The 24,608-nt window shown below is 41.3% G+C and carries 23 protein-coding genes and 1 tRNA gene; 3 read left to right on the top strand and 21 right to left on the bottom strand.

Features of this window, described 5'->3' with window-relative positions; all coding sequences use genetic code 11:
- Positions 1-73: 73 nt before the first annotated feature.
- Positions 74-2,926, bottom strand: a complete 2,853-nt coding sequence (locus tag ACOQON_RS11345; RefSeq protein ID WP_420575529.1) for a M16 family metallopeptidase — start codon at positions 2,924-2,926, stop codon at positions 74-76.
- Between the two features lie 171 nt (positions 2,927-3,097).
- Here ACOQON_RS11345 and gap point away from each other — a divergent pair, with 171 nt between their 5' ends.
- Positions 3,098-4,087 carry a type I glyceraldehyde-3-phosphate dehydrogenase gene (gene gap / locus ACOQON_RS11350; RefSeq protein ID WP_420575530.1) on the top strand — a complete coding sequence of 330 codons (990 nt, stop codon included), beginning with the start codon at positions 3,098-3,100 and terminating at the stop codon, positions 4,085-4,087.
- Between the two features lie 69 nt (positions 4,088-4,156).
- Here gap and ACOQON_RS11355 read toward each other — a convergent pair whose 3' ends face one another.
- From ACOQON_RS11355 to ACOQON_RS11365, 3 genes are read right to left on the bottom strand one after another with little or no spacing between them, the layout of a single operon-like run.
- Positions 4,157-4,867 carry a YebC/PmpR family DNA-binding transcriptional regulator gene (locus ACOQON_RS11355; RefSeq protein WP_420575531.1) on the bottom strand — a complete coding sequence of 237 codons (711 nt, stop codon included), beginning with the start codon at positions 4,865-4,867 and terminating at the stop codon, positions 4,157-4,159.
- A gap of 53 nt (positions 4,868-4,920) precedes the next feature.
- Positions 4,921-5,706: a DMT family transporter gene (locus ACOQON_RS11360; protein WP_420575532.1), complete on the bottom strand. Its 786-nt coding sequence runs from the start codon at positions 5,704-5,706 to the stop codon at positions 4,921-4,923.
- Between the two features lie 57 nt (positions 5,707-5,763).
- A complete protein-coding gene (locus ACOQON_RS11365) occupies positions 5,764-6,411 on the bottom strand; it encodes an ABC transporter ATP-binding protein (protein ID WP_420575533.1) in 648 nt (215 codons plus the stop codon).
- 172 nt (positions 6,412-6,583) lie between these two features.
- On the opposite strand from ACOQON_RS11365, the gene sucC reads away from it, so the two are divergent.
- Positions 6,584-7,795 carry an ADP-forming succinate--CoA ligase subunit beta gene (gene sucC / locus ACOQON_RS11370; protein ID WP_420575534.1) on the top strand — a complete coding sequence of 404 codons (1,212 nt, stop codon included), beginning with the start codon at positions 6,584-6,586 and terminating at the stop codon, positions 7,793-7,795.
- Positions 7,796-8,288: 493 nt separating this feature from the next.
- On the opposite strand, the gene ACOQON_RS11375 is transcribed toward sucC, so the two are convergent.
- Positions 8,289-8,362 (bottom strand) — tRNA-Arg (locus tag ACOQON_RS11375).
- 33 nt (positions 8,363-8,395) lie between these two features.
- Complete coding sequence (locus ACOQON_RS11380) at positions 8,396-8,767, bottom strand: hypothetical protein (protein WP_420575535.1); 372 nt, start codon at positions 8,765-8,767, stop codon at positions 8,396-8,398.
- 71 nt (positions 8,768-8,838) lie between these two features.
- Between ACOQON_RS11380 and ACOQON_RS11385 the strand changes: the two genes are divergently transcribed.
- Positions 8,839-8,997 (top strand): hypothetical protein, encoded by a 159-nt coding sequence (locus tag ACOQON_RS11385; protein ID WP_420575536.1) that lies wholly within the window; start codon positions 8,839-8,841, stop codon positions 8,995-8,997.
- Here the strand turns inward: ACOQON_RS11385 and ACOQON_RS11390 are convergent.
- From ACOQON_RS11390 to ACOQON_RS11460, 15 genes are all read right to left on the bottom strand, one after another.
- The gene (locus ACOQON_RS11390) at positions 8,994-9,830 is read right to left on the bottom strand and encodes an ion transporter (protein ID WP_420575537.1); all 837 of its coding nucleotides are present in this window, start codon (positions 9,828-9,830) and stop codon (positions 8,994-8,996) included. The genes ACOQON_RS11385 and ACOQON_RS11390 overlap by 4 nt on opposite strands.
- Positions 9,831-9,896: 66 nt before the next feature.
- The gene (locus ACOQON_RS11395; RefSeq protein WP_420575538.1) at positions 9,897-11,528 is read right to left on the bottom strand and encodes a hypothetical protein; all 1,632 of its coding nucleotides are present in this window, start codon (positions 11,526-11,528) and stop codon (positions 9,897-9,899) included.
- Between the two features lie 11 nt (positions 11,529-11,539).
- Positions 11,540-14,428, bottom strand: coding sequence for a TonB-dependent receptor domain-containing protein (locus tag ACOQON_RS11400; protein ID WP_420575539.1), 2,889 nt, complete (start codon positions 14,426-14,428; stop codon positions 11,540-11,542).
- Positions 14,429-14,738: 310 nt separating this feature from the next.
- Entirely contained in the window at positions 14,739-15,068 is a 330-nt protein-coding gene (gene gldC, locus ACOQON_RS11405; RefSeq protein ID WP_420575540.1) for a gliding motility protein GldC, read from the bottom strand.
- A gap of 74 nt (positions 15,069-15,142) precedes the next feature.
- Positions 15,143-15,946 carry a M48 family metalloprotease gene (locus ACOQON_RS11410; protein WP_420575541.1) on the bottom strand — a complete coding sequence of 268 codons (804 nt, stop codon included), beginning with the start codon at positions 15,944-15,946 and terminating at the stop codon, positions 15,143-15,145.
- Positions 15,943-16,869, bottom strand: coding sequence for a bifunctional riboflavin kinase/FAD synthetase (locus tag ACOQON_RS11415; RefSeq protein WP_420575542.1), 927 nt, complete (start codon positions 16,867-16,869; stop codon positions 15,943-15,945). Before ACOQON_RS11415 ends, ACOQON_RS11410 begins: the two co-directional genes overlap by 4 nt.
- Positions 16,856-17,530 (bottom strand): tRNA pseudouridine(55) synthase TruB, encoded by a 675-nt coding sequence (truB, locus tag ACOQON_RS11420; protein ID WP_420575543.1) that lies wholly within the window; start codon positions 17,528-17,530, stop codon positions 16,856-16,858. The genes ACOQON_RS11415 and truB overlap by 14 nt, the downstream gene beginning before the upstream one ends.
- 1 nt (position 17,531) lies before the next feature.
- Positions 17,532-18,317 (bottom strand): undecaprenyl-diphosphate phosphatase, encoded by a 786-nt coding sequence (locus ACOQON_RS11425; RefSeq protein ID WP_420575544.1) that lies wholly within the window; start codon positions 18,315-18,317, stop codon positions 17,532-17,534.
- On the bottom strand, positions 18,314-18,538 hold the full coding sequence (locus ACOQON_RS11430; protein WP_420575545.1) for a DUF3098 domain-containing protein: 225 nt from the start codon (positions 18,536-18,538) through the stop codon (positions 18,314-18,316). The genes ACOQON_RS11425 and ACOQON_RS11430 overlap by 4 nt, the downstream gene beginning before the upstream one ends.
- A gap of 3 nt (positions 18,539-18,541) precedes the next feature.
- Entirely contained in the window at positions 18,542-19,432 is an 891-nt protein-coding gene (locus ACOQON_RS11435; protein WP_420575546.1) for a cell division protein FtsX, read from the bottom strand.
- 40 nt (positions 19,433-19,472) lie between these two features.
- Positions 19,473-20,378, bottom strand: a complete 906-nt coding sequence (locus tag ACOQON_RS11440) for a hypothetical protein (RefSeq protein WP_420575547.1) — start codon at positions 20,376-20,378, stop codon at positions 19,473-19,475.
- A 2-nt stretch (positions 20,379-20,380) separates the two neighbouring features.
- A complete protein-coding gene (locus ACOQON_RS11445; protein ID WP_420575548.1) occupies positions 20,381-20,920 on the bottom strand; it encodes an RNA polymerase sigma factor in 540 nt (179 codons plus the stop codon).
- A 91-nt stretch (positions 20,921-21,011) separates the two neighbouring features.
- Complete coding sequence (gene pdeM / locus ACOQON_RS11450) at positions 21,012-21,659, bottom strand: ligase-associated DNA damage response endonuclease PdeM (protein WP_420575549.1); 648 nt, start codon at positions 21,657-21,659, stop codon at positions 21,012-21,014.
- Positions 21,635-22,066: a DUF2147 domain-containing protein gene (locus ACOQON_RS11455; protein WP_420575550.1), complete on the bottom strand. Its 432-nt coding sequence runs from the start codon at positions 22,064-22,066 to the stop codon at positions 21,635-21,637. The genes pdeM and ACOQON_RS11455 overlap by 25 nt, the downstream gene beginning before the upstream one ends.
- Before the next feature lie 9 nt (positions 22,067-22,075).
- Positions 22,076-24,541, bottom strand: coding sequence for a ligase-associated DNA damage response DEXH box helicase (locus tag ACOQON_RS11460; RefSeq protein WP_420575551.1), 2,466 nt, complete (start codon positions 24,539-24,541; stop codon positions 22,076-22,078).
- Positions 24,542-24,608: the final 67 nt, after the last annotated feature.

A 24,608-nucleotide genomic window follows, 5' to 3' on the forward strand; every position in this document is an offset into this window, starting at 1 on the left:
TTCTAAAACACAAAGAAAACCCGTTCAGCATTTTGCCAAACGGGTTTCAGATTTATTTTAACTAAAAAAGTAATTACATCACTCCTTCTTCATTTCCATATTTATCAACAAGTACCGGGTCTCCAGGACCATCAACTCTGAGCTGATCATACTGTGTTGCCTTGTCACCTACAATGACAAATATGTAATTGCTTAAATCAAAGTATTCATCTGCAGTCGCCTGAATACTCTCAATAGTAGCACTGGTCACTGTTTTTTGCTCCTGATCAATATAATCCTGGGGAAGCCCATACGTACTGATGTTGTGTAGGATTCCCAAAAGGTTAAATAAAGTCTCAAAGTTTCTTGCATTCTCCTTGATCATGGAAGTCTTTGTCTTAGTCAGATCCTCCTCGGTGTAAGTTTCTGCATAGTTTCCAATGACATCCTTGAATGTATCAAGTGCATCTTTGGTTGTGGAGGACTTCACACTGGAGAAAGCCGTAAAAGTACCTGGTGTCATCGAGTTTCTACCAGGGAATGAGTATGCTCCGTAAGTATATTGTTTTTCTTCACGTAGAATCTGGAAGAGTCTACCTGAAGAGCCATCACCCAATCGGTCATTTGCAACCATGATCTCATTGTATGCCGGATCATCGGAAGGTACTGTCAATCGAGCGATTCTAATGACGGATTGTTTAGCATTAGGAACGTCTACAAAGTAAACTTCAGGTTCACTTGGAACTGGAGGCACCTCATAAGAAGGCATGGTGATTTCCTTTTGCCCCCACTCTGTTCTCAGTCTTCCAAGTGCTTGGATCGCTCTTTCCTGAGTAACATTTCCAGCAACATGATAATTGGTCACATTCGGAGCAAAATAGTTGTTATAGAAGTTTTTCAGATCATCAATCGTAATACTGCTTACGTGATCTTCATAGCCTATAGATGGATGTCCAAGAATGTGATTTTCACCATACAATTTTCTATCCATCACCACAGTAGCAATAGAATTTGGATTCGTCTCTCGCTGCTTGATGGATTGAAGGGTTTGATTGATAATGCGATCAAACTCTTTTTCATCCCATCGAGGCTCTAAAAGGATTTCCTGAACAAGCTCCATGGTTGCTTCAAAGTTTCTGGATAGACAATTCCCTGAAACCTGGATATACTCATCTGCTGTAAACATGTTGAGATTAGCACCCAACTGACCAATGGCATCTTCCAATTCTTCCGGAGTTTTATTTGCCGTTCCCTCCATCATGATATCAGTCATAAGGTTGGCAACTCCAACCTTGTCCATATTGTCAAGGTAATGACCACCCATAATTCGCATAGAAAAGTTAACAAGCGGAAGCTCATTTGCCTCAACCCCATAAACATCTATACCGTTTTCGGTCTGAGCTGTCCAAATAGCTGGCGGTGTAACCAATGGTTCTTCTCCAAAAGCTGGTTCCTTAGATCGGTCAAAAGAAGACTCAGTTTTTACGATTGTAAAATCACCTTCTTCTTCAATCACTTCACTTTGACCATATTCATTTATTCCTTCCTCTTTGATATCAGCCATTGCAGCTCCTTCCATAGCTAGATCAGCCGCCCCTTTAGGAACAAAGTTTGTAACAACGTGATTCTTGTTGAGAATGTACTTCCTAAATACCCGCATCACATCGTCCTGTGTTACCGCTTTAATGTTCGCGATATCCTTTTCAATAAAACCTGGATCTCCTGCATATTCATTGTAACTAGCCAGCTGAAACGCTTTTCCAAGAACACTGCTAATGCCATTGTAAAAATTAGTCTCGAGACCAGCTTTGATTCTTTCTAAATCCTTGATATCAAAACCTTCCTTATCAAATTTCGAGAATGTTTGATTGATCACTGTTCGTACAGAATCAAGATCTGTCCCTGCATTTGCTCTAACACGCACAGTAAATGTACCGGCAAGTTCATTTGAGCTATTGTAAGTAGATACATCAGGCGCAACCTTTGCTTCTTCCACGATTGCCTTGTAGAGCGGTGCTCGTTTACCATCATCAAGGATCTGACCTAAAACATCTAGCGCCCATTGATCAGGATGATACTGCTCAACCGTAGGATAAGTCATTCTTAATTCAGGTAATTGAGCAAAATTATCCTCATAGTAAAAGGTCTTGGTTTCATCCAAAGTAACAGGTTGAGGGTCCATTGGTGTATCTATCCCTCTGGAAGGAATTTCACCAAAGTACTTATCAACCATTTGCTTGACTTCTTCTTTATTAATATCTCCAGCGATGACTAATGTAGCATTGTTTGGTCCATACCACTGCTCATAAAAATCTTTCACATCTTCCAGTGTCGCATTCTGAAGATCTTCCAACTCACCAATAACTGTCCAGTTATATGGGTGACCTTCGGGGTACATTGCCTTTAAAATCACGCTCTGAGTATGTCCATAGGGTTGATTATCAACTCTTTGTCTCTTTTCGTTCTGTACAACTGGTTTTTCTCCTTCCAGACTGGCAAGAGAGACGGCATTGATAAAGAAGCCCATTCTGTCGGACTCCATCCACAATACTTTTTCTAACGCATCTTTAGGCACCACTTCGTAGTATATGGTTCCGTCTGTCCATGTTCCGCCATTGAAGGTTCCGCCCCATTCGTTGATATTCTTAAAAAATCCACCATCAGGAACGTTTTCTGAACGTTGGAAAAGCATATGCTCAAAGAAGTGAGCAAAACCGGTTCTCCCTGGCTTTTCTCTGTTTGAGCCGACATGAACCAAAATAGAAACTGCCACAATCGGATCCGATTCATCCTGATGAAGAACTACATCCAGTCCATTATCAAGCGTAAACTTTTCATAATCAAGGGAAAGCTCATCACTATTCCCACCATCACCAGAAGGTGCACATGACGACATGAACACGATCATGGCAACAAACATGATAGATAGGTTCTTAAATTTTTTCATTTTTAGTTAAATAGGTTTTTATCAAAACGCATAATAGTCATAAGAAAGTACAGAATGAAGATATTTAATATGAAAGGTTCTTCTTAGCCTTTGAAAGGAGGTATTGGATTAAAATTGATTACCTCAAAAAGTAGGTTTACTTTTGCACCTCAAAAATCAAAGCAAGATCACATGTCGACGAAAATTGGTATTAACGGATTTGGACGTATCGGTAGACTTAGTTTCCGAGCGCTCCTTGAAAAAAACAATGTAGATGTAGTTGCGATCAATGACCTTACTGATACGCATACTTTGGCTCACCTTTTAAAATACGATTCGAATCATGGACGATTCCCGGGAACTGTAGAAGCTGATGATAAAAATATCATTGTGAATGGGAAAGCCATTCCGGTTTATGCAGAAAGAGATCCTGAAAACTTACCATGGGGCGACTTGGGAGTAGAAATCGTATTAGAATCTACCGGCATTTTCGTTGACGAAGCTGGATCTGGAAAGCACATTAAAGCTGGCGCAAAAAAGGTTGTGATTTCAGCACCAGCAAAAGGCAACATCCCAACAGTCGTTTTGGGAGTGAATGATGATATCCTTACCGGAGATGAAACGATTCTTTCAAATGCATCATGCACCACAAACTGCCTTGCTCCGATGGCTAAGGTTCTTGATGATGCCTTTGGCCTGGAGAAAGGTTATATCACCACTGTGCATGCTTACACAGCTGATCAAAGAATTCAGGATGCTCCTCATAAGGATTTGAGAAGGGCACGTGCAGCAGCCGTTTCCATTATCCCAACTTCTACAGGAGCAGCAAAAGCTGTTGGTTTAGTTCTTCCTCACCTGAATGGAAAACTAGATGGTATCGCGATGCGAGTACCAACACCTACCGGTTCATTAACTGACCTTACGTGTACGGTAAGCAGAGATGTAACTGCCGAGGAAGTGAATGCAGCAATGAAAGCAGCTGCAGAAGGTCCTATGAAAGGCATCCTTGAGTACACAGAGGATCCAATAGTATCAATCGATATCGTAGGGAACCCTCACTCAAACATCTTTGATGCGAAATTGACTTCTTGCCAGGGCAATCTTGTGAAGGTTGTCGGCTGGTATGATAATGAGGCTGGCTACTCAAACAGAGCTGCAGATTTGATTGCTAAGCTTGCATAAGTAGAACATAATTCACAAAAAAAGGGACTCGATTGAGTCCCTTTCTTGTTTTGATAATATCAATAACATTTAAGCGATATTGGTATAAACCGCCTGCACATCATCATCATCCTCAATTTTATCGAGCATCTTTTCAATTTCTTCCAATTCTTCTTCTGAAAACTCTACAGGGTTGTTTGAAATCCGCTTAAGTGTCGCTTTCTTAACCTCAATGCCCAAATCCTCCAAAACTTTGCTCATTGCTCCAAACTGAGTATAATCTGCATAGGCATAAAACACACCTTCATTTTCTTCCAGCTCCTCCAGGCCACCATCAATCAGCGACAGTTCGAGTTCTTCCCTGTCCATCCCTTCCATTTTTTCAAATTCAAAAACGGCTTTCCTGTCAAACATAAATTCAAGTGATCCGGAGGGAACAAAGCTGCCACCAGCCTTATTGAAATATGATTTCACGTTCGCTACGGTACGGGTTGTATTATCGGTGGCCGCCTCAACAAAAACCAAAACCCCATGTGGGCCCTTGCCTTCGTATGTTACCTCATGAATTTCATCTACATCTTTTCCTGAAGCACGTTTGATCGCATTCTCGATATTATCCTTCGGCATGTTCTCCGCCTTGGCATTTTGAATAGCTGTACGAAGCTTGGCGTTCATTTCCGGATCCTCTCCTCCTTCTTTCACAGCCACAGTTATGGCTTTTGCCAGCTTGGGGAACACTTTGCTCATTTTGTCCCATCGCTTTTCTTTGGCTGCACGCCTATATTCAAACGCTCGTCCCATGATGTTCTATGTTAGATTTTGGAGTGCAAATTAAGCAGAAGGGACTATCAAAATCAAGCAGTCTGTTTCTTCCAGACAACATTCAAAATGACACCTGTTAGCACAAGTGCCATACCTCCATATGTTACCAGATTGTAGGTCTCATCAAAAATGATAAAGCCGAATGCAAGTGAATAGATAATGCCGATGTAAGTAAGAATAGATACTTTGTTAAGCTCCTCTTTTTGATACGCTTTGGTCATCAAAAACTGAGCTATTTGTGTGGTAATACCCACCATGATTAGAATCAACCAATCATAGCCGACCGGTTGAACCCATACGAATGAAGACCATACGGCCGAAATCGGAAGCATGATCAGTGGGAAGTAGAAGATAATTACCAACGGATGCTCACTCGTTTTCAACTTTCGTATGAAGTTGTAAGCGAGTCCCATGAAGAGAGAAGCTGTAATACCCATAACCAGGTGGACAAAAGAAATTCGAGGATCAAATCCCTGAATAATTAAAATTCCGGCAAAGCTCAGAGCAAAGAAGAGCCATTGTATATTTCTTACTTTTTCACCTACGATGAAAATACCTAAAACGGCCGTGAATATCGGAGCGAGATATTGCAGCGTTGAGGCGGTGGCAAGTGGAATCTGTTGCAGTAAACTAAAATATATAACCAAAGCAAACGCTCCGGCCACTCCCCTGCCAATCAGGTATTTCTTATTATTCCCCCAAATATTGACACGTTGTTTACTCAGGAATAGAATACTTATAACCAATGAAATAATGGAACGAAAAAGGATGATTTCGATGGCCGGAATATGTGGCACCAATTTCACACATACTTTCATGATAGTGAAAGTGAATGAAGCAAATAACATGTATTTAACTCCCTGACTCAATACCTATCAAGAAGTTATGATTCCGTCCTTAATCTCAAGCTTTCGATCTGCCATGCCTGCGAGCTCCATATTATGAGTCACTATGACAAAAGTTTGTCCCATTTTGTTTCTCAGATCAAAAAAAAGTTTGTGTAACTCATCCGCACTTTGAGAATCCAGATTACCGCTGGGCTCATCGGCAAATATGATGGATGGGTCATTAATGAGAGCACGTGCAACAGACACACGTTGTTGCTCACCTCCCGAAAGCTCTGACGGCTTATGATCCTTTCTATCAATCAGATTCAAAACCCTCAGTAACTCTTCCGCTCGTTTTTCTGCTCCTCTGTCTCCTTTTATGTAAGCCGGAATGCAAATATTTTCAATCGCTGTGAATTCAGGGAATAAATTATGAAACTGGAAGATGAAGCCAATCTCTTCATTTCGAAATTTGGACATTCTTTTCTGTGAGAGTGAGGAGATTTCTACCCCGTCTAAACTCACCTTACCCTTGTCAGGCAAATCCAATGTTCCAAGAATATGCAAAAGCGTACTTTTTCCTGCTCCTGAGGCACCTACTATGCTCACAACTTCCTCTTTATCAATAGCCAGATTGATCCCCTTGAGCACATCCAGACCATTGTAAGACTTATGAATATTTTCCGCTTTAAGCATGGCGGCAAAGATATGCTTATCATTCAGAAATACGCTATCAGAGAGGTTTCAACTTGGTTATACGTTCCTGATGATTTAGCTTCGCAGAAAATTTATTTCCATGAATGAGCATGATGCTTAATCCTAAGATTGGAGTTGTAGCGAAGTGCTTATTTAAGAAACCCCTGAACAGATGAATATTCACGAATACCAAGCCAAAGAAATCTTAAAGTCATACGGCGTTACCATCCAGGAAGGTGTGGTTGCCGATACTGCAGATAAGGCGATTGAAGCCGCAAAAGAACTGAATCGAGAGACAGGTACCGAATGGTATGTAATCAAGGCTCAAATTCACGCAGGTGGACGAGGTAAGGGAAAGGTAAACGAGACAGGATCAAACGGTGTGGTATTGGCTAAAAGCCTGGATGAAGTGGGGCCAAAAGCAAAAGATATTCTGGGTGGAACATTAGTAACTCACCAGACAGGTGCAGAGGGAAAGAAAGTAAACAAAGTATTGATTGCCCAGGATGTTTACTATCCTGGTGAATCAGATCCGAAGGAATACTACCTGTCTATCTTACTTGATAGAGCAACCGGTAAAAATGTGATCATGGCTTCCACTGAAGGTGGTATGGACATTGAAACAGTGGCAGAGGAAACACCTGATAAAATCGTAAAGGAATGGATTGATCCATCTGTAGGACTTCAGGGTTTCCAGGCAAGAAAAGTGGCATTTGCACTTGGTTTAGAAGGAGAGGCTTTCAAAGGAATGGTGAAGTTTATTTTCGCCCTCTACAAAGCTTATGAAGGAACTGACGCTTCACAGTTCGAGATCAACCCGGTTCTAAAAACATCCGACAATAAAATTCTAGCTGTTGATGCAAAAGTGAATATCGATGATAATGCACTTTACAGACACAAAGACATTGCAGAACTAAGAGATCTTACTGAGGAAGATCCGTTGGAAGTTGAAGCTGGAAAATCCGGGCTGAACTATGTGAAATTAGATGGTAACGTCGGGTGTATGGTAAATGGTGCCGGCTTGGCAATGGCTACCATGGATATCATCAAGCTTTCCGGTGGTGAACCTGCAAACTTTCTTGATGTAGGTGGTGGGGCAAATGCTCAAACGGTTGAGGCAGGGTTTAGGATTATCCTGAAAGATCCGAATGTAAAAGCCATCCTGATCAATATTTTCGGAGGAATTGTACGATGTGACAGAGTAGCAAATGGTGTGGTTGAAGCTTACAAAAACATTGGAGACATCAACGTTCCAATCATAGTGAGACTACAAGGAACAAATGCAGAAGAAGGTGCTAAAATCATTGAAGAATCCGGATTAAAAGTAACCTCTGCTATTGTATTGAAAGACGCAGCAGAGAAAGTGAAAGAAGTGCTTTCTTAAAAGATAAAAAAGAAAACTAATTAAGGCCTTGATGGGATTCCATCAAGGCTTTTTTTATGATCAGTTTTTGGAGAGTTTCGAACTTTCTAAAAGCCCAATAAAGGTACTCATCGATTTAATTGTGCTATTCAAAGAAACGATTGGGGGTTTCTAATTTGTCAATGGACATACCTATGACAACAAAATGAAATCAATTATGAGTTACGTTAGATTCTTCTTATCTGTATTAACGGTGATTGTTTTGCTTGTCATGCTGAGCTAAAAAACTAAAAGAAAATCGAAATAATCACCGCTAATAAAGAAGCCCCCTGACGATTGTCAGAGGGCTTTTGTTTTGTTTGTGCACTCGGTAGGATTACTCATTCGCCAAGCCATACGCTCGGCCCCTCATGAACCCTACGGGTTTAGAACCGGTGTTCTCATCCTTCCTGTAGCGTTTATTGAAATAATCTCAAATAAAAAAAGCATCTACCAGTTGATAGATGCTTAAATGTGCACTCGGAAGGATTCGAACCCTCAACCCCCAGAGCCGAAATCTGGTATTCTATCCAGTTGAACTACGAGTGCAATTTTGGGTTCGCAAATATAGAATGATCAGGACTAAAACGAAATCTTATCGACAGAACTAAAGTTCATGGATTCAGTTTTACCGTCAGAAGTTATTCCTTCTACTTTTACGAGATCCAATTCAACTTCGATTTTAGAATTGTTGTTCCTAACCAGAACTACGCGATATGTTGGAACCCCCTTTTTCTTGCTGACGGTTTCTTTAAAACTGATTCGCTTTATTTCTCTAATCTTTATACTTCCGGGCTGTCCACGATAGGAATAGACAATCGAATCTTTTGTTCCGGACTCTTGGTCTTGATAAAAAACAGGATTATTTAAGACCACCTGATCACCATTGTTTTTAACTACGGTCACCGGAGATTGAAAAAACGAAAATAGTATAGCGATTAAAATCAACTTCATAGATTAATACAATTTTTCATACGTAAGTTACAAAAACTATTCGGTCAGTTGATTATATCAATGCTATATTTATGCCAAAAAAAGGAATGGAAGAAAAAGAAACAAAGTTTGCTGATTGGGCTGATTCGTTGACAGTGGCAGATGTATCTAACGTTACACTGATTGTTGTTTTTTCCATTGTCATTATCTGGTTGGTAGTGAGAACATTCAGAAACAAACCTTCTGCCTAAAGCTTAGCTGAGCAATTCTTACAGTAGATGGCATCTTCATCGTGACCTTTTTTACCGCATGCCACGCATTGCCGAACATTTGATTCTTCTGTTTTCTTATTCTTCTCCGCTTGTGCTATTTCTGATGTCACAATTCCAGTAGGTACCGCTATTATTGCATAGCCCATTAGCATCAGCATGGATGCGACAGCCTGCCCTGTAACCGTTTGAGGTGCTATATCACCATAACCTACCGTGGTGATGGTTACGATGGCCCAGTAAATACTCCGTGGAATACTGGTAAAGCCACTCTCACCCCCCTCAATCATGTACATCAATGTGCCCATGATCATGACCAAAGTGAATACAGCACCTAAAAAAACGAAAATCTTATGACGACTTGCCACAAGTGCACTCGACAGCACGGAAGCTTCCCGGAGGTATCGACCGAGCTTAAGAATTCGAAAAATTCGAAGTAAACGGATAGAACGAATCACCACCAGGTAGCTACCACCAGCAACAAATAAGGTTAGATAAGTGGGCACAGTTGCCAGCAAATCAATGATCCCAAAGAAGCTAAAAGCATATCTACCTGGCTTTGCCGTAATAAAAAGCCGTAACAGATACTCTATCGTGAAAAGAACAGTAAAGGTCCATTCAAGGATTAAAAAAACATCTCCGAAACTTTGCCTGATTTCAGTAACACTCTCCAGCATTACAGCCAATACACTCAGTACAATCGCCCAAAGCAATACTATATCAAAAAGCTTACCTGCACGTGTTTCCGTACCAAAAACAACCTCGAACAGATGATCACGGAGGTTAGGTAGAAATTTGAAGTCGGGATGAGACATGGCTTAAATATACTTAAACAAAAAACCCCGCTAAAAGCGGGGTTTGAAAAAAATGTATTTAAAACATCATGGTTGAAATGTAACTCCGAGTTTCTCCAAAACACTGATCGTAGGAATGTTTGCATTCCATCTGGCATTCATTACTGCTATGATTTCATTTGCAACAATGGCATGGCCTCTTGGATTCGGGTGAATTCCATCGGATGAAAATACACCGTTTGGAGCAAAATCAGGAGTTAAAGTCACTCCATCAACTTCAATTCCTTGAACACCATCGGCTGACCCAGTCGGCAATGCTAACGCAGTTGCAGTAGCCGCATCCAAACCAAGCATATCAACAAACAAAGGCTGAACAGAAACCAATCCGATATCTGCACCTCCATCGTTAAGAGCAGTTACGGTTGCTGAAATAGCACCGTTATAGGTAGCTCTTGCCGTAACAATAGCCGCTTGCTCAGCGGCATTCAAGAAGTACTGATCTCCATTTGCAGCCTCTGTAAACGAAAATCCTAGTGGAATCACTACACCAATCGGTGTATCCTCAACCGTATCATCTCCATCAGCTTCAGTACCCAAAACAGCCCCAGCACTTAAAAGCACCAACTCACCATCTACCAAAGGTCTTGATTGCTCATAAGGAACCAAAGCAGCGCGTTGCTGAGCTGTAATTGCCATTCCTGCTTCAAGATTATCAAAATATGGCTCCAAATCAACCAACTCCTCATCATGAACAAGTATTGGGTTATTACCTTCTGAGTATGATATAAGTCTACGAGCAATATCATCACTATCGCTATATCCAGCACTTAAAGTTCCTTGCAGGGCTCCATTTACAGATGCTAGACCATTGTTCAGGGTTTCAGCAGTTGCTGCATCCAACTCAATTCTATCCCAGCTTATTGCCTGAAAAAATGGTAATGTAACTACCGGAGGTAGGTCAAGAACAACTCCCGGTGTTCCATCAGCAGTCAACTGCCCTAGAGCCGATCCTAAAGCAGTTCCAAAGTCGGTTCCACTAAAGTCCGTCAATGGGGTATTTCCCTGTCCACCTGAAGTAGCGTAACCCAAATAATCATTGGCACCTAGCCAAAGCGTAAAGAATGAACGATCCACAGCCAATGCATCCCCAAGAACGCTAGAGGTATTTGGATCGGTTGCAAAACGTGTAAAAAATGCATTACCAGCACCAGGGAAACCGTATCCAGCAGTTTCAAGCTGAGATAGTCTTAAGCCCGGTACGCCAAAATTTCCAAGATTAGCTTTATTTCCTGTATATGCACCAATCTCCTCACCAGTCGTGGTAGGAACAGGAGCTTGAGCAGAGAGATCAAGAACAGTTCTTCCAAAAATCAATCCTTCCACACCCGATGGATTTAAGGAAGTATGATACCCATCCACAGAATTGATATCCGGTTGGTTAAAGTTACCTCCACCAACCATTGCAAATTGGCCAGCCAGGAGGTTAGGAAAGCTATTTTCTTGCCCTTGATTATAAAGAGCTCCATCGGCAAAACCAGCTGTAAGCGAGTTGCCAATTGAAATGTAACTGGAAAGATCCAAATCACCAGATGTCCCCGGTGCTGGTTCCTCCGTTTCATTTACGTCAATCCAATCTTCTATCAAATCATCTTCACTGCTACAAGCCAAAGCAGCCAGAGCAAAAGTTGAAATAATTAATTTATTATATAAGCTTTTCATTTTCGTACTTTTTAAAAGTTGCTAAGGATGTTATCAAGATTCAACTGTACATAGTACAACGCTCCCATTCGCGGGTTCGCATGAGAAGTGGTGTAACGCTCATTGAGAATGTTGGAACCACCGATCTTGATTCTACCATTGATACTTGGAAGTCTGTATGTTACCTGCGCATCTAACGTTGCGAAATCCGGAATCACACTGGATCCAATCGCTGATTGCCACAAGAATGCATCCTGCCATCTATACGTTAATCCGAATCCAATTCGTTCGGTTACTTTTCTATTGCCAAACGTAATGTTGTATCTCCACTCAGGTGTATTGAACGCCACGTTGTAGGTTCTTGCTGTTAGATCATCCAAATCTTCCAGCTTATTGTAGGAAGCATTCGCACCAAAGTTAAATCCTTGAAGGAACGTGTACTCTGCTCCAAAACCATAACCATATGTATTAATGTCTTCATCAATATTGGTATCGTATCCATAACGCTGAAGGCTAACACCCGTAGCACCTCCGTCAACAAAGGCTTGCAATTCAGCATCGTCATGTCTGGCACCTGCTGAACCAACATCGTATCCACTAGGAACAGACTGGATATCACCGGTAACTACCGCTTGAGTAATGTCGATTTCTGCTCCAAAATCCTGATAAGTGCTGTTAAAGTAGAATGCGTCAATCAATAACTTACCATCCAGGAGTAAGCCTTTATAACCTACTTCCCAAGTGGTTACTTTCTCCGTTTCGAAAGGCTTATAAGCATCTGCTGCGACAACCAGATCATTTACATCACCGCTTGCCTGTGCAGCCATTACACTTTGTGTAGTATAAACGGTGTTGTCTTCAATATTATACTTTTCAGTAAGTATATCGTTTCGTCCAATCAACCTTCTGGTTACCACATCAAGATCTATGTACTGATCCTGTGTAGTAGGAATTCTAAATCCTCGTTGGAATGAAGCTCTCAGGTTCTGATCTGCTAAGAACTCCCAAACACCTGAAAGTCTTGGTGAGAATTGGCCATCAAAGTTTTCGTTTTTATCGAATCGAACGGAACCCTGAAGTTTCACATTATCGATTACATTTTTAGAAATTTGCACATACCCTCCAAATTCGTTAAAGGATACCTCGTCTCCGCTCTCATCAAGAGTAAACAACGTACCTTCTGAGTTTAGTGCGTAGGTTCTGAAATTGGCACCAACCACTACATCTGCAAAATCAATTTCATTTTTGAAATTATAGCTTCCTTCATAATGCCATAGTGCGGACTTGTCTAAAAACTTGGCTCCACCTTCTGCTATAGAACGACCTCTAAATTCATCAAAATCTGATTGAAAGGTTTCTGAGTTTGCTCCTGGCTGGGCTGCATCAGCAACAGCGCGAGCTGCCCCATGTAACGCAGTGTAATTATTAGGTGCATATTGAGTACCACCAGGGTTAGCTCCTGTTGTGTTACCTCCTGTTAGGAAGTCAACATATGCACCAAAATAAGCAGGCAAATATCTTCTTTGATTGATAAGTGATGCAACAGTATTAGCTGCATAAGTATCACCCGAATTTTCCTGAGTGGTGTATCCTCTTACAAAGAAGTTATCACCTCTTAACTCCAATTTTCCTGTCCAGATAGAGAAATTATCAAGAATAAAGCGGTCATTAGCAGTGTATACTGAGCTACCCTGACCCCAGTTTACCTGACCGATTGCTTCTATTTTATCATTTAATCGGTAATGCAACGCGCCTCCCAATTTCAAACTTTCAGTGGTGTTGTCTACATAATCCGACTCTCTATAACCGGTCGGGGAGAATGCACCATTAGCACCATTCGGCAGTAAACTTCTAATGCCAGACAAACTTGCAGCAGTTCCGGGATCAGTATTAGGATTGTTTATTGTTAAATCTGCAATAGTACCAACATCAATTAAGAAATCACCATAGACGTTTATACCATCATAAGTTCTATTGTTTTCTCTATTGCTTGCCAGGTTTCCTTCTACTGTTGCTCCGCTTTGGTCCCTGTAATCCACACCAATGAAATCCTGCGCTCTTAACCATGAGGCATTGATCTTGAATGCCCACTTATTGTCAATCGCCTTGGCGTAGCGTAAGCCTATATCCGTGTATGGAGACATTTCATGATCTTCTTCATCTATATGGGTTACACCAACCTTTGAGTAGAAATCCAGGCCCTGATAGTCAAACGGGCTTTTACTTTTCATAAGCAAGATTCCCTGGATGGCATTAGGACCATATAATGCAGAAGCAGCACCCGGGATCAATTCCACACTCTCCAGGTCCAATTCACTGATACCTACAACGTTACCTACCGGGAAGTTTAGACCTGGTGCCTGGTTGTCAATACCATCAATAAGCTGAACAAATCTTGTGTTACCGTTTGATCCAAAGCCCCTTGCGTTCACAGATTTGAAGGTCAAACTCTGTGTACTGAAATCAACCCCATTTAAGTTTTTTATTCCGGAATAGAAATCCGGAGATGGAGCACTCTGAATATCAAGAATGTCCATACGTTCAATACTAACAGGTGATTTTAGTGAGCTTTCCTCTACTCTCGATGCTGAGACGACCACTTCTTGTCCCAGAAGTGTAGACTCTTCAAGTTGTATATCGATTTGAGTAGTGCTTGCTGAAACTTCTATTCGCTGTGTTTCATAACCAACGTATGAAATCACCAAATTGAAGGGTGGTTGAGATTGTACAGTCAATGTGAACTTTCCATCAATATCAGTAATGGTACCAAGCACAGTACCCTGAACGAGAACGTTAACCCCAATTAGCGGTTCGCCCTCACTGTCTACGATGGTTCCACTCACAGTGGTTTGAGCATAAGCCGAAACCGTACATACGGTTAAGACCAACCCAAAAATCATCTTTGTCAAATTCCTAATCATAAGGTTGATGTTTTGTGATTTAAAATTTTGATAATAATAATAGTTAAAAATGGCCACAATTAACCAGCTAAAACCAACTAATTGACAAGCGGCATATACAAATATTTCAATGGAAATATATTATGCATGCATAATATTAGTGATTTTTCATGAAATGTCAATAAAAGTTATGAATACCAACAGTACCGAATGCTTGAAAGAATATTCAGGTTCTACTGCGTAAAGGAACCACTCGGGGTTCGGTTTTAGCCATGATAAAAATTAAAATCACATGAAAAGAAGGAATTGCTATCGAAATCTAAAAAGAGAGTTATCCTTCATTTTTTACATGTTCTACCAGTTTATCACATAATGCGGAAATTTCCTGATTCATATATTCGTCACCGGTGGCATTCAAAACACTTTGTGCCAAACCACCCAGGCAATCGATGTAGAAGTGTTTCATTTCATCCATTGGCATGTCTTTAGACCATAAGTCAATACGCATGGTGTTTTTATTCTCATGATCCCAGAGGGACAAACTGATGGATTTGGTCTCTGAGAGGCCCGGTTGATCTTTTTCGTCTGCATCCCACATGATTTTCTCCGGAATGTTCTCCTTGTCTAATTCTACGACGAATTTGATTTCTGATTTCTTCATTTGGTTAATGTATATAAATAATTAATGCATTTTTTTCCTCCTCCCCCTACCCCCTCCAAAGGGGGAGATTGATTCTAAGGAAGTGAGTTTCTGAAAGAAATAAAACGATTGTCTGACTCGCCATCTACAGTAGTATCACAACCTCGCCCAATCACTGTTTCTTCAATGATTCCCAGCCGTATTGTGTCCAGCCTATGAGCACCTGTAAACGATGTGATTAATTCTGCCTGAACATTCAATGCCCGATCCATGAACAATCCATTTGAATTGCATGCCTGACCGGAACCTGTCAGCAAGGAAATGGCTAGCGTATCTGCTACTAATTCATTCGCGCGGGAAAGTTGTAAATACGTGCCTCGTAGGTCCAGGTCCCCGATAATCTGATTCAGACTTTCTGCATCTCCGCCGGTAGTAATGGACTTCAAACCATTTACTCCGTATTTAAAGAAAAGTCGCTCAGTAACATGTGATTGATCTATGTGTGCGACAAGGTGAGCAAGCAGGCCCGAAAACTGATCCTCATTTGCCAGGTAAAAAATCATCCCGGTACTGACATAAATATATCCGCCTGGCAATGCAAAGGCCTGTCTGGTTTCATCGTCAAACAAAGTTACGCTCCAAGTGAAATCTTCACTTTTGGAAATCGATGCAGCATTGGTGATTTCACTCAGCCTGGAATTTACATACCCGTATGCAAGGGAGTTGCCTTCTGAAGGAATAAGGCTGAAATTAGCATTTTCCGAAATTGCCTGTGCAAGCTTTTCACCCAAAAGCACCTCATCCTCCTCTGTGAAATCGATGAGATCCTCTGTCTTCTTGCATCCAACAAAAGACACAAATGCAAGTGAAATCAATATGATACAGTAGCTAACCCTCATGATAATATTTCCATTGCGGCTTTTTTATCCTTTTGAAGCTGGAGTTTTAGATCTTCAATACTCGCAAATTTCAGCTCTTTTCTTAAAGCTTTCACAAATTCAACGACAATTTCCTTTCCATAGATATCTGCATCAAAATTAAACAGATGAACTTCTATCGTTCGCTTACTACCATCCACAGTAGGCTTAAAGCCAATATTCAGCATTCCATTGAAAGATTGTGAGTCAATCACGGCCTTTACCGCATATGCGCCATCGGCCGGCAATAGTTTATATGATTCCGGAATCGAAATGTTTGCGGTTGGAAAACCAATCGACCTTCCTTTTTTATTCCCATCAATCACCTTGCCTTTAATGGAGTAATTTCTACCCAGCAGTGAGTTCGCTAAATGAATCTCCCCACTTTCCAGTGTATTCCTGATTTTAGTAGAACTAATCCCAATATGATCAATCTCCTGTTTGGAAATCTCATTTACCTCGAACCCATATTCATCAGCGTGCTTATGAAGAAAGTGAATATTACCTTCCCGATTGTTTCCAAAATGATGATCATAGCCAATAAATAGCTTTTTGGTGCCTACCTTGTCTACCAGGATTTGTCTCACAAACTCTTCAGCACTGAGGTTTGAGAATTCCGGCGTAAAGGCAATCTTCAAAATGTAATCGACCCCAAGATCAGCCACCATATTTACCTTTTCATCAAACGTGGAAAGCAGTTTCAGCTTATCAGCATCTTTATTAAGAATAAAGCGGGGGTGTGGCCAAAAGGTGATTAAGATACTTTTCCCATTATGCTTCTTTGCCTCGGAAACTAATCGTTTTAAAATAGTCTGATGCCCTATATGCACCCCATCAAATGTTCCGATGGTAACCACCGCATAGGTTGGCTTTTCAAACGACTCTAAGTGATCAACTACCTTCATTGTGCTGTTGAACGAATTCATTCAAATCTACTGCATCTGACAACTGATATTCTCCAACGCTGGTTCGAACCAGTTTCTTCAAATATGCCCCCACGCCTATTAGCTGTCCAAAATCATGTGCCAGACTCCTAATGTAAGTTCCCTTAGAGCAAGACACTTTGAATTTCACCTCCGGAAGGTTTGAGTAATCTATCTGAAAATCATGAATGGTCAGTGAACGGGGTTCCAGCTTTACTTCTTTATTCTTTCTTGCTTTCTTATATGCCCGCTCTCCTCCCACTTTGATGGCGGAATGAGCTGGCGGTATCTGTTGGATATCTCCCGTCAGCTTTTCTTTGGCCTCCTCAAGCGCATCTTTGGTTACTCCTGTCCAGCCTTGCTCAGAATCAAATTCCGTTTCCAGATCATAGGAAGGAGTGGTTTTTCCAATTTCAATAATGCCCTCATAGGTTTTATCAAGGCCCTGAAGCTCATTGAGCTTCTTCGTGAATTTACCGGTCCCAATGATTAGTAATCCCGTTGCTAAAGGGTCGAGCGTTCCGGCATGACCAATTTTTTTTACTTTTAGCGTATAACGCAGCTTTTTTACTACATCAAAGGAGGTCCAGTCAACCGGCTTATTGATAAGTAAGAGTCTTCCTTCGGCGTAGGTGTTTTCCATCTTATGCCGCGATAATCGCAATTATTCCCACGATAAAACAATAAACAGCAAAATAGGTCAGCTTACCCCTTTTCACTATTTTAATCATCCATTTACAAGCTATGAAGCCTGAAATAAAAGCTGCTATAAACCCAATGATCAAACTTGAAACACTAATGGCATGCGCAGCGATATTTTCTGAATAGTTAATAATTTCAAGAAGGCTGGCTCCAAGAATGGGAATCAATACCATCAAAAAGGAAAATCGCGCTGCTTTTGACCTTTCTACCCCTAGTATCAAAGCTGTGGCAATCGTTGACCCGGAGCGGGAAATACCGGGAAGCACAGCAAAAGCCTGCGCCATCCCAATGATGATTGCGCTAAAAAAACCGACGGATTTAGTTCCATTATTCTTATAATGAGCAAACAAAAGCAAGCCACCCGTTACTAGCAGCATCGATCCTACCAAAATGAGGTTTCCTATAAACAATGCCTCAATTTGATCTTTGAAAAAAATACCAACCACAAAAACCGGAATCATCGATACAATAATCTTTGCAGCAAATTGCGTGGATTCATTCCACTGAAATTTCAGCATATCACGCAGAAGTTCTAAAATGTCATTTTTGAAAACGGCGATGGTTGCTAAGGCAGTTGCCAAATGAACAGTAACTGCAAAAAGAAGGTTATCAGAACTTTGAGCGTCTAGTAAAACAGAACCTATTTCCAAGTGTCCACTACTGCTAACTGGTAAAAATTCTGTGAGTCCTTGTATTACACCCAGAATGAGGGCTTCAATCCAACTCATTTAGAATCTGAGTTTGATTTTGGTTTATAAAAGATGGCCACAAACTGGATAAGAAAGCCTAACATCACCACAATAGGTCCAAGCGTAAGTCCGAGGAATCCAAACCCGTAAGGTTCTGAATCCATGGTCATAATAATGAAGCCCAGAGCTAAAACAATTACCCCGGTTATCATGATGATGTAATTAACTTTTGAGAAAGCAAGTTTTCTTTTTTCTGACATGTCTTAATAAAGTTCGTCCAATGACATTTTTAAATATTTTCTGATTGCCCGTAAAGAGCTGAAGTATCCTACGATAATTCCCATTACAAGGATGAGTCCAAAAAGTAAAATAAACCCGTTCACATCCTGCAACTCTTCCAACCCTTCTATCATATTGTTCATATACATGGTGAAACCATAGATGATTCCACACGCCAAAACACCCGCAAAAAATCCATACAGCATGGACCGGTAAAGGAAAGGTCGTTGGATAAAGGAGCTGGTGGCTCCAACCAATTGCATACTTCGAATAAGGAAGCGCTGGGAAAAGAGTGCCAACTTGATCGTATTATTGATCAAAATAATTACCACAAGAAGGGCAAAAATGGCAATGCCTAAAAGGATAAATCCGATCTTCGTCAAGTTTTGATTGATACTTTCAATCAGACTTTCTTCGTATTCGACTTCAAATACGCCTCGCATTCCTTCAATCTCCGCCTTTATTTGATTTAAGCTGTCAAGCGCCTGGTAACTGCCTTTGATTTTAACCGTGAATAAATCGCGGAGTGGATTGTCTCCAAGAAAATCTTTAAATTCTTCTCCAGTTGCCTCCACAAATTCTTGTGCAGCTTCCTCTTTCGTAATGAGTGAAATTTGTGGTGTCTCCTTAACTAACGTGTAAGGCTTAGCCGCAATAGCTGTTCTGATTTTAGTGATATCAGACTGGGAGATGTTTTTGTTGAGGTAAACCTGAACTTCAATGTTTTCCTGAATACGTGCTCCCAACCTGGAACTATGAAGCAGTAACCATCCGAAAAGTCCTAAAACCAACAATGCCACTGTGATACTGAATACCACACTGGCAAAGGGATAGCTTCCGAGCTTACGTTTCTTTCTGGTTTTCTTGTCTTCCATTGAGCCACGAATTTAGGCAAAATGGAAATGCTTTGGAATACTACTTGTTTTCTCTTAGCAGCTTGAGTTCCTTGATCACATCCTGATCTTTAACTACCGGCAGCTCAGACAACCGGTCTGTAACACCAACCTTGTAATAAGTATCCAGATAGTGAACATATATGCGTCTGCCTGTAGCGCTGTTTATCTCAAGGATTTCATATGGTGCTTTATCAAAATCTCCACTTAGGAAGAGCTTACCATCATAATATTTGTATTTGATCGTATTGCTGCGATTACTCTCTGTCACCACATCAATAGGTTCCTCAGATTTCACCACTCCTGTAGTTTCCGGAAGTTTATCTAATCCTGATGCCTGGAACTTATTGTTCTCCTCCACATCTGTTACAACTGGTGCTTCAAAAGTTGGCTTGAAACTTTCAGTTTTTTCTGAAACAAGCTCTGATTTTTCAGCAGGCGTAACTTCTGTCTTAGCAATTTGGTCTGCAACCACCGTAGATCCCTCATCCGCTACTACTGGTTTATCCAGTTTCACATTTTCTGAGTTGCCAGTTTCTTCTCCTAGCTCCCAAACATATTCAATGGATTCAGCCACCGGTGCATTGATCTCCACCGGATCAGTGGATTGCGTCTCCTCATTTTTATCACCGTATAAATAGATGCCAGTACCAATAACAGAAGCCACAATCACACCACCCATTGATTTCATCAAAGCAGATTGCCCAACAAATTCCATCCATGTAGGGCCTACATTGATGGCATCCATGCGTGCTTTTAATTCAAGTTTTCGATACTCCTTCAAGCCACTGGTAATATCTGCTTGCAGATCACTTTCTGCTTTTAATGAAGGATCTGACTCCAGTTGCTTTTCAAAGCTTGCCATTTCTGACTCACTCATCCTACCGGAATGATACTTGTCGATTTGCTCTAGTTGTTGGTTTGTCATGTCTAATCAAAAAAGTCTTCGGTGGTGTATTTACTCTTTATTAAACTATCTAATTTCTTCTTACACTTATATTTCTTCGTTTTTGCCGTATCTGTATTGGCAAAATTCATTTTTTCGGCTATCTCCTGCATGCCCATCCCATCGAAATAATAATGGGTAAGTACACTCTTACACACATCACCCAACTGAGCGATGCAATCCATCACAATCTTTAGCCGCTCTTTCGCGTCGTGCGTTTGAAACTCTTCCCTGTCAACCTCCTCACTGCTCAAACGACTCTTTCTGTCCAACTCCTTCCTCCACTGATTTAAGCAGATGCTATATAAATAGGTACTGATCTTGGATGTCAAGACCAATTTCCCACTGACAGCTTTCTGCCAAAAAGCGAGTAAGGCCTCCTGGTATACGTCTTTCGCCTCATCCTCAGTTCCGTTGTTACTGAGTACAATCTTGGTCATCATTCTGTAATATTTCTTATACAGATGATCAAGCATGCGCTCATCTCCGCGACTAATTCGCTCCAGTATCTCACTGTCCTTCATACACCAAGCCAGTTTTTAATACGATTAATATCCATTAAGTAACCCCTTCCCTGGTGAGCGGGTGGTTTACAATTGTAAAATACGATAAAACTCACGTTAATTCAATCACCTCACTCTCAGCAATCCCATATACCCGATCACCTTCCTTAGGCTTTATTTTCTTTATTCCAGTAAATTGACCGAAGGCAGGCAATACGCCAAAATCACTTGCAAAGTAAAAACATGGCATAGTAATACTTTGCCTTCCTTTACCCCTGACCAATACTCCAGGATGGATGTGGCCGGATATGTTGTACAATTCAGAGGACATCCTATCATGAGTGAATGAAAATGGTCCTGTTTCCAGCTTTGGAGTGGTAAAAAGTGAAGGTGGGTATTCTGATAAGATATCGTGATTCCCCTCAACCAAAGTAAAATCAATAGCGTCAAAGATTTCCAGGAAAGTCAAAAAATCCTGCCATTCATTGTTTTCAAAGCTATGGAAAAGGTCGCCTAATAGTAATATTTTCCTGGGCACATGCTTTTTGATGAGAGACTCCAGAATTCGAAGGTCATTTAAATGAATTTTTCTTGAAACGGGAATACCGTGCTTTCGAAAATGACCCGCTTTTCCAAGGTGAAGATCTGAGAGGATTAGCGTTTTTTCTTTTTCCCAGAGTATGGCTCGCTCAGGAAGTAGTGTAAGTACTTCACCTGCTAACTTCACATTCATAGTTAATCCTCCAAATATGGTAACCATGTTTGGGTACGATAGAAAAATAATAGATACCCTCTTACTTTCAGCTTACCTCCTTCTACCCAAAGCTTACAGTCATATATATTTCCATTTTCAGGATCAAGTATTTCACCTTTATGGTACTCATCATCTCCTTTATCATATTTCATGTCGGTAATGATCTCCATGCCAATAACCTTTTGGCCTTTTCGATGATCATCACATTCCTCACAAACCGGATCAGGTTCCTCACCCGGCTCTCGGAAAAGCTTTATAATCTTTCCAAAATACCTACCATCCTTTTCATAGATGTCTACTATAGATCGCGGTTTACCGGATTCATCATCTATTGTTTTCCACTGACCAACAATGGACTGACCGTAAAGAGCCGATGCACAAATGAGTGCAAGGAGAGTGATTGATATTTTCATTTTCCAAATTTAATTGCCAGATACTGATCGTTCAAGCTGCATCTGCATTTTTAAAATGCGATCTGTCACACCTTCGGAGCTTAGCCGCTCCCTTTTGATCATGTCCACAAGTATTGGAAATGCAAAAGGTGTGGGTTTTTCGGTTTCTTTCAAGATAATCCTTTGCTTGTTAATTCTTCGGACCGCCTCCATAAATCTTGACTGATCGAGCTGCAATGTCATCACCTCATCCATAGACTGTTTGATTAGTAAGTTGTCTTGATCATACTCCTTAAAAGCTTTGTATAGAATACCAGAGGATGCCTGAAGGTGTCTGGCCCGAATATTTTTCCCCGGGTAACCCTGAAAGATTAGCCCGGCAATTGTGGCAACATCTCGAAATTTACGCTGAGCCATCTCGGTCATATTGATGGATTCCTGTATATCCTGATAGATATTTTCCTCGCTAAAAAGGTCCAGCTCCAATGCTTCTTCAATTGCTATCTCCTGGTCAGATAATAATTCAAAACCATAATCATTCATGGAAATGGAAAAAGTGATTTTTTGAAGTTTGCTCATGCGATAGGCAATTAGTCCGGCTAATACCTCATGCACAAACATGCCTTCGAATGTGAAAAAAAACAGGTGATATCCGTGCTCTGTCTCCACTTTTTCTATGAGCAATGAGTCTCGATCCGGAATCATAGACATGCGTGACTGCAGATCGAGAATGGGCTTAATTTTCATTAATTCCGGATCTGAATAATCACCGCTTATCGCTAACTGAAGTTTATTTCGGATTTGATCAGAAAGAAGCGAAGAAAGGGGCAGTCTTCCCCCACCCCATGATGGAGTAAGCCCACTTTTTCGTTTTGATTTTTTGACGAGAACCGTCAAATCCTTGATGCGTACAAACTCCAGATTTTGGCCTGCAAACCAAAAGGTGTCTCCGGGATTAAGTTTTGAAACAAAACTTTCCTCCACAGTGCCGAGGTGCCCACCCGAAATAAATTTGACACTCATGGCAGGATCACCAACAATCGTTCCGATTGAGAGCTTATGCCGCTGTGCCGCTCGTTTATTGATGATCTTATAAACCCCATCATCATTGTACACACGAGAAAATTCATCGTATTCTCCTAACGTACTTCCGCCTGTTGTGATAAATTCCAACGTCCAGTTCCATTCTTCTGCAGTAAGTAACCGAAAACAATACGTCTGCTTAATTTCCTCCAAAAGCTCCAATGGTCTAAATCCACCACTGACTGCCAGTGTCACCAGATATTGTATCAATACGTCAAGACTCTTTTCCAGTGGTTTGCGTTGCTCGAATTTCCCTTCTGCTATCGCTGTTCGTAGGGCTGCACCTTCAATGAGTTCCAGTGAATGCGTTGGAACAAAGTAAATCCTGCTTACTTCCCCCGGGCCATGCCCGCTTCTTCCTGCACGCTGTTGAAAGCGTGAGACTCCCTTCGGTCCACCGATTTGAATCACCGTATCGACCGGACGAAAATCCACTCCTAAATCCAGGCTGGATGTGCATACCACCAGTTTGAGCTTTCCCTCATGCAATGCATCCTCCACCCAGTTTCGAATATGCTGATCCATCGAACCATGATGCATTGCCATCATACCCGCAAGATCAGGCGCTGATTTTAAAATAGCCTGATACCATAGCTCCGTCTGTGATCGGGTGTTAGTAAATAAAAGTGTGGTGTTGCTCCCCTTTATGATGGGCAGTACCTTGTCTATTAGCTTTACCCCCAGATATCCGGACCATGGAAATTTCTCCACCTCATCCGGCATGATTGATTCAACAATGATCTTTTTCTCAACATCTGACTTGATTGAAACGGCCTCTTTGTAAAAGTCTTCACCCAGCAAGACCCGCTTCGCCTGTGGTAAGTTTCCGATGGTAGCTGAAATGCCCCAGATTTTTAATTTTCCTACAGAAAGGTTTTTCAGTCGAGAGATGGCTAACTCTGTAGCTACTCCGCGTTTGGTTCCGATAAGCTCATGCCATTCATCCACGATGATGCTTTTGACACTTCTCAGGTAATTCGGATAATCACTCTGGCTGAGCAAGACATGCAAGCTTTCCGGGGTGATTACAAGTGCCTGCGGAGCAGACCTCTTTTGCTTCTGCCGTTCCGAAGTGGTGGTATCGCCTGTCCGCAATCCTACCTTCCATCGAATATCCAGATCATCACAAAAACTTTGCATGGCACTTTGAATATCCTTGGCTAAAGCTCTGAGTGGCGTGATCCATAACACCTGTACTTCCGGTCGTACGTCGTGAGGTTCATGATTTTTCAAGAACTCAAGCACACATGGTATCCAGAGTGCATAGGTTTTCCCGGAACCTGTCGGTGCATTCAGTAAACCTGACTTACCAGATAAATACGCTTTCCATGTCTTTCGCTGAAACTCGAATGACTTCCAACCCTTCGATTGAAACCACTCTTCTGCTACCTGAAATAGTTCTTGATCTGACACGAAAAGGAAGTTAAGCAAAGGCACAAAAAAACCCCGACTTAAATAAGCCGGGGTTTTAAATATTGTT

This window comes from Ekhidna sp. (assembly GCF_965221965.1).
Classification (GTDB): Bacteria; Bacteroidota; Bacteroidia; order Cytophagales; family Cyclobacteriaceae; genus Ekhidna.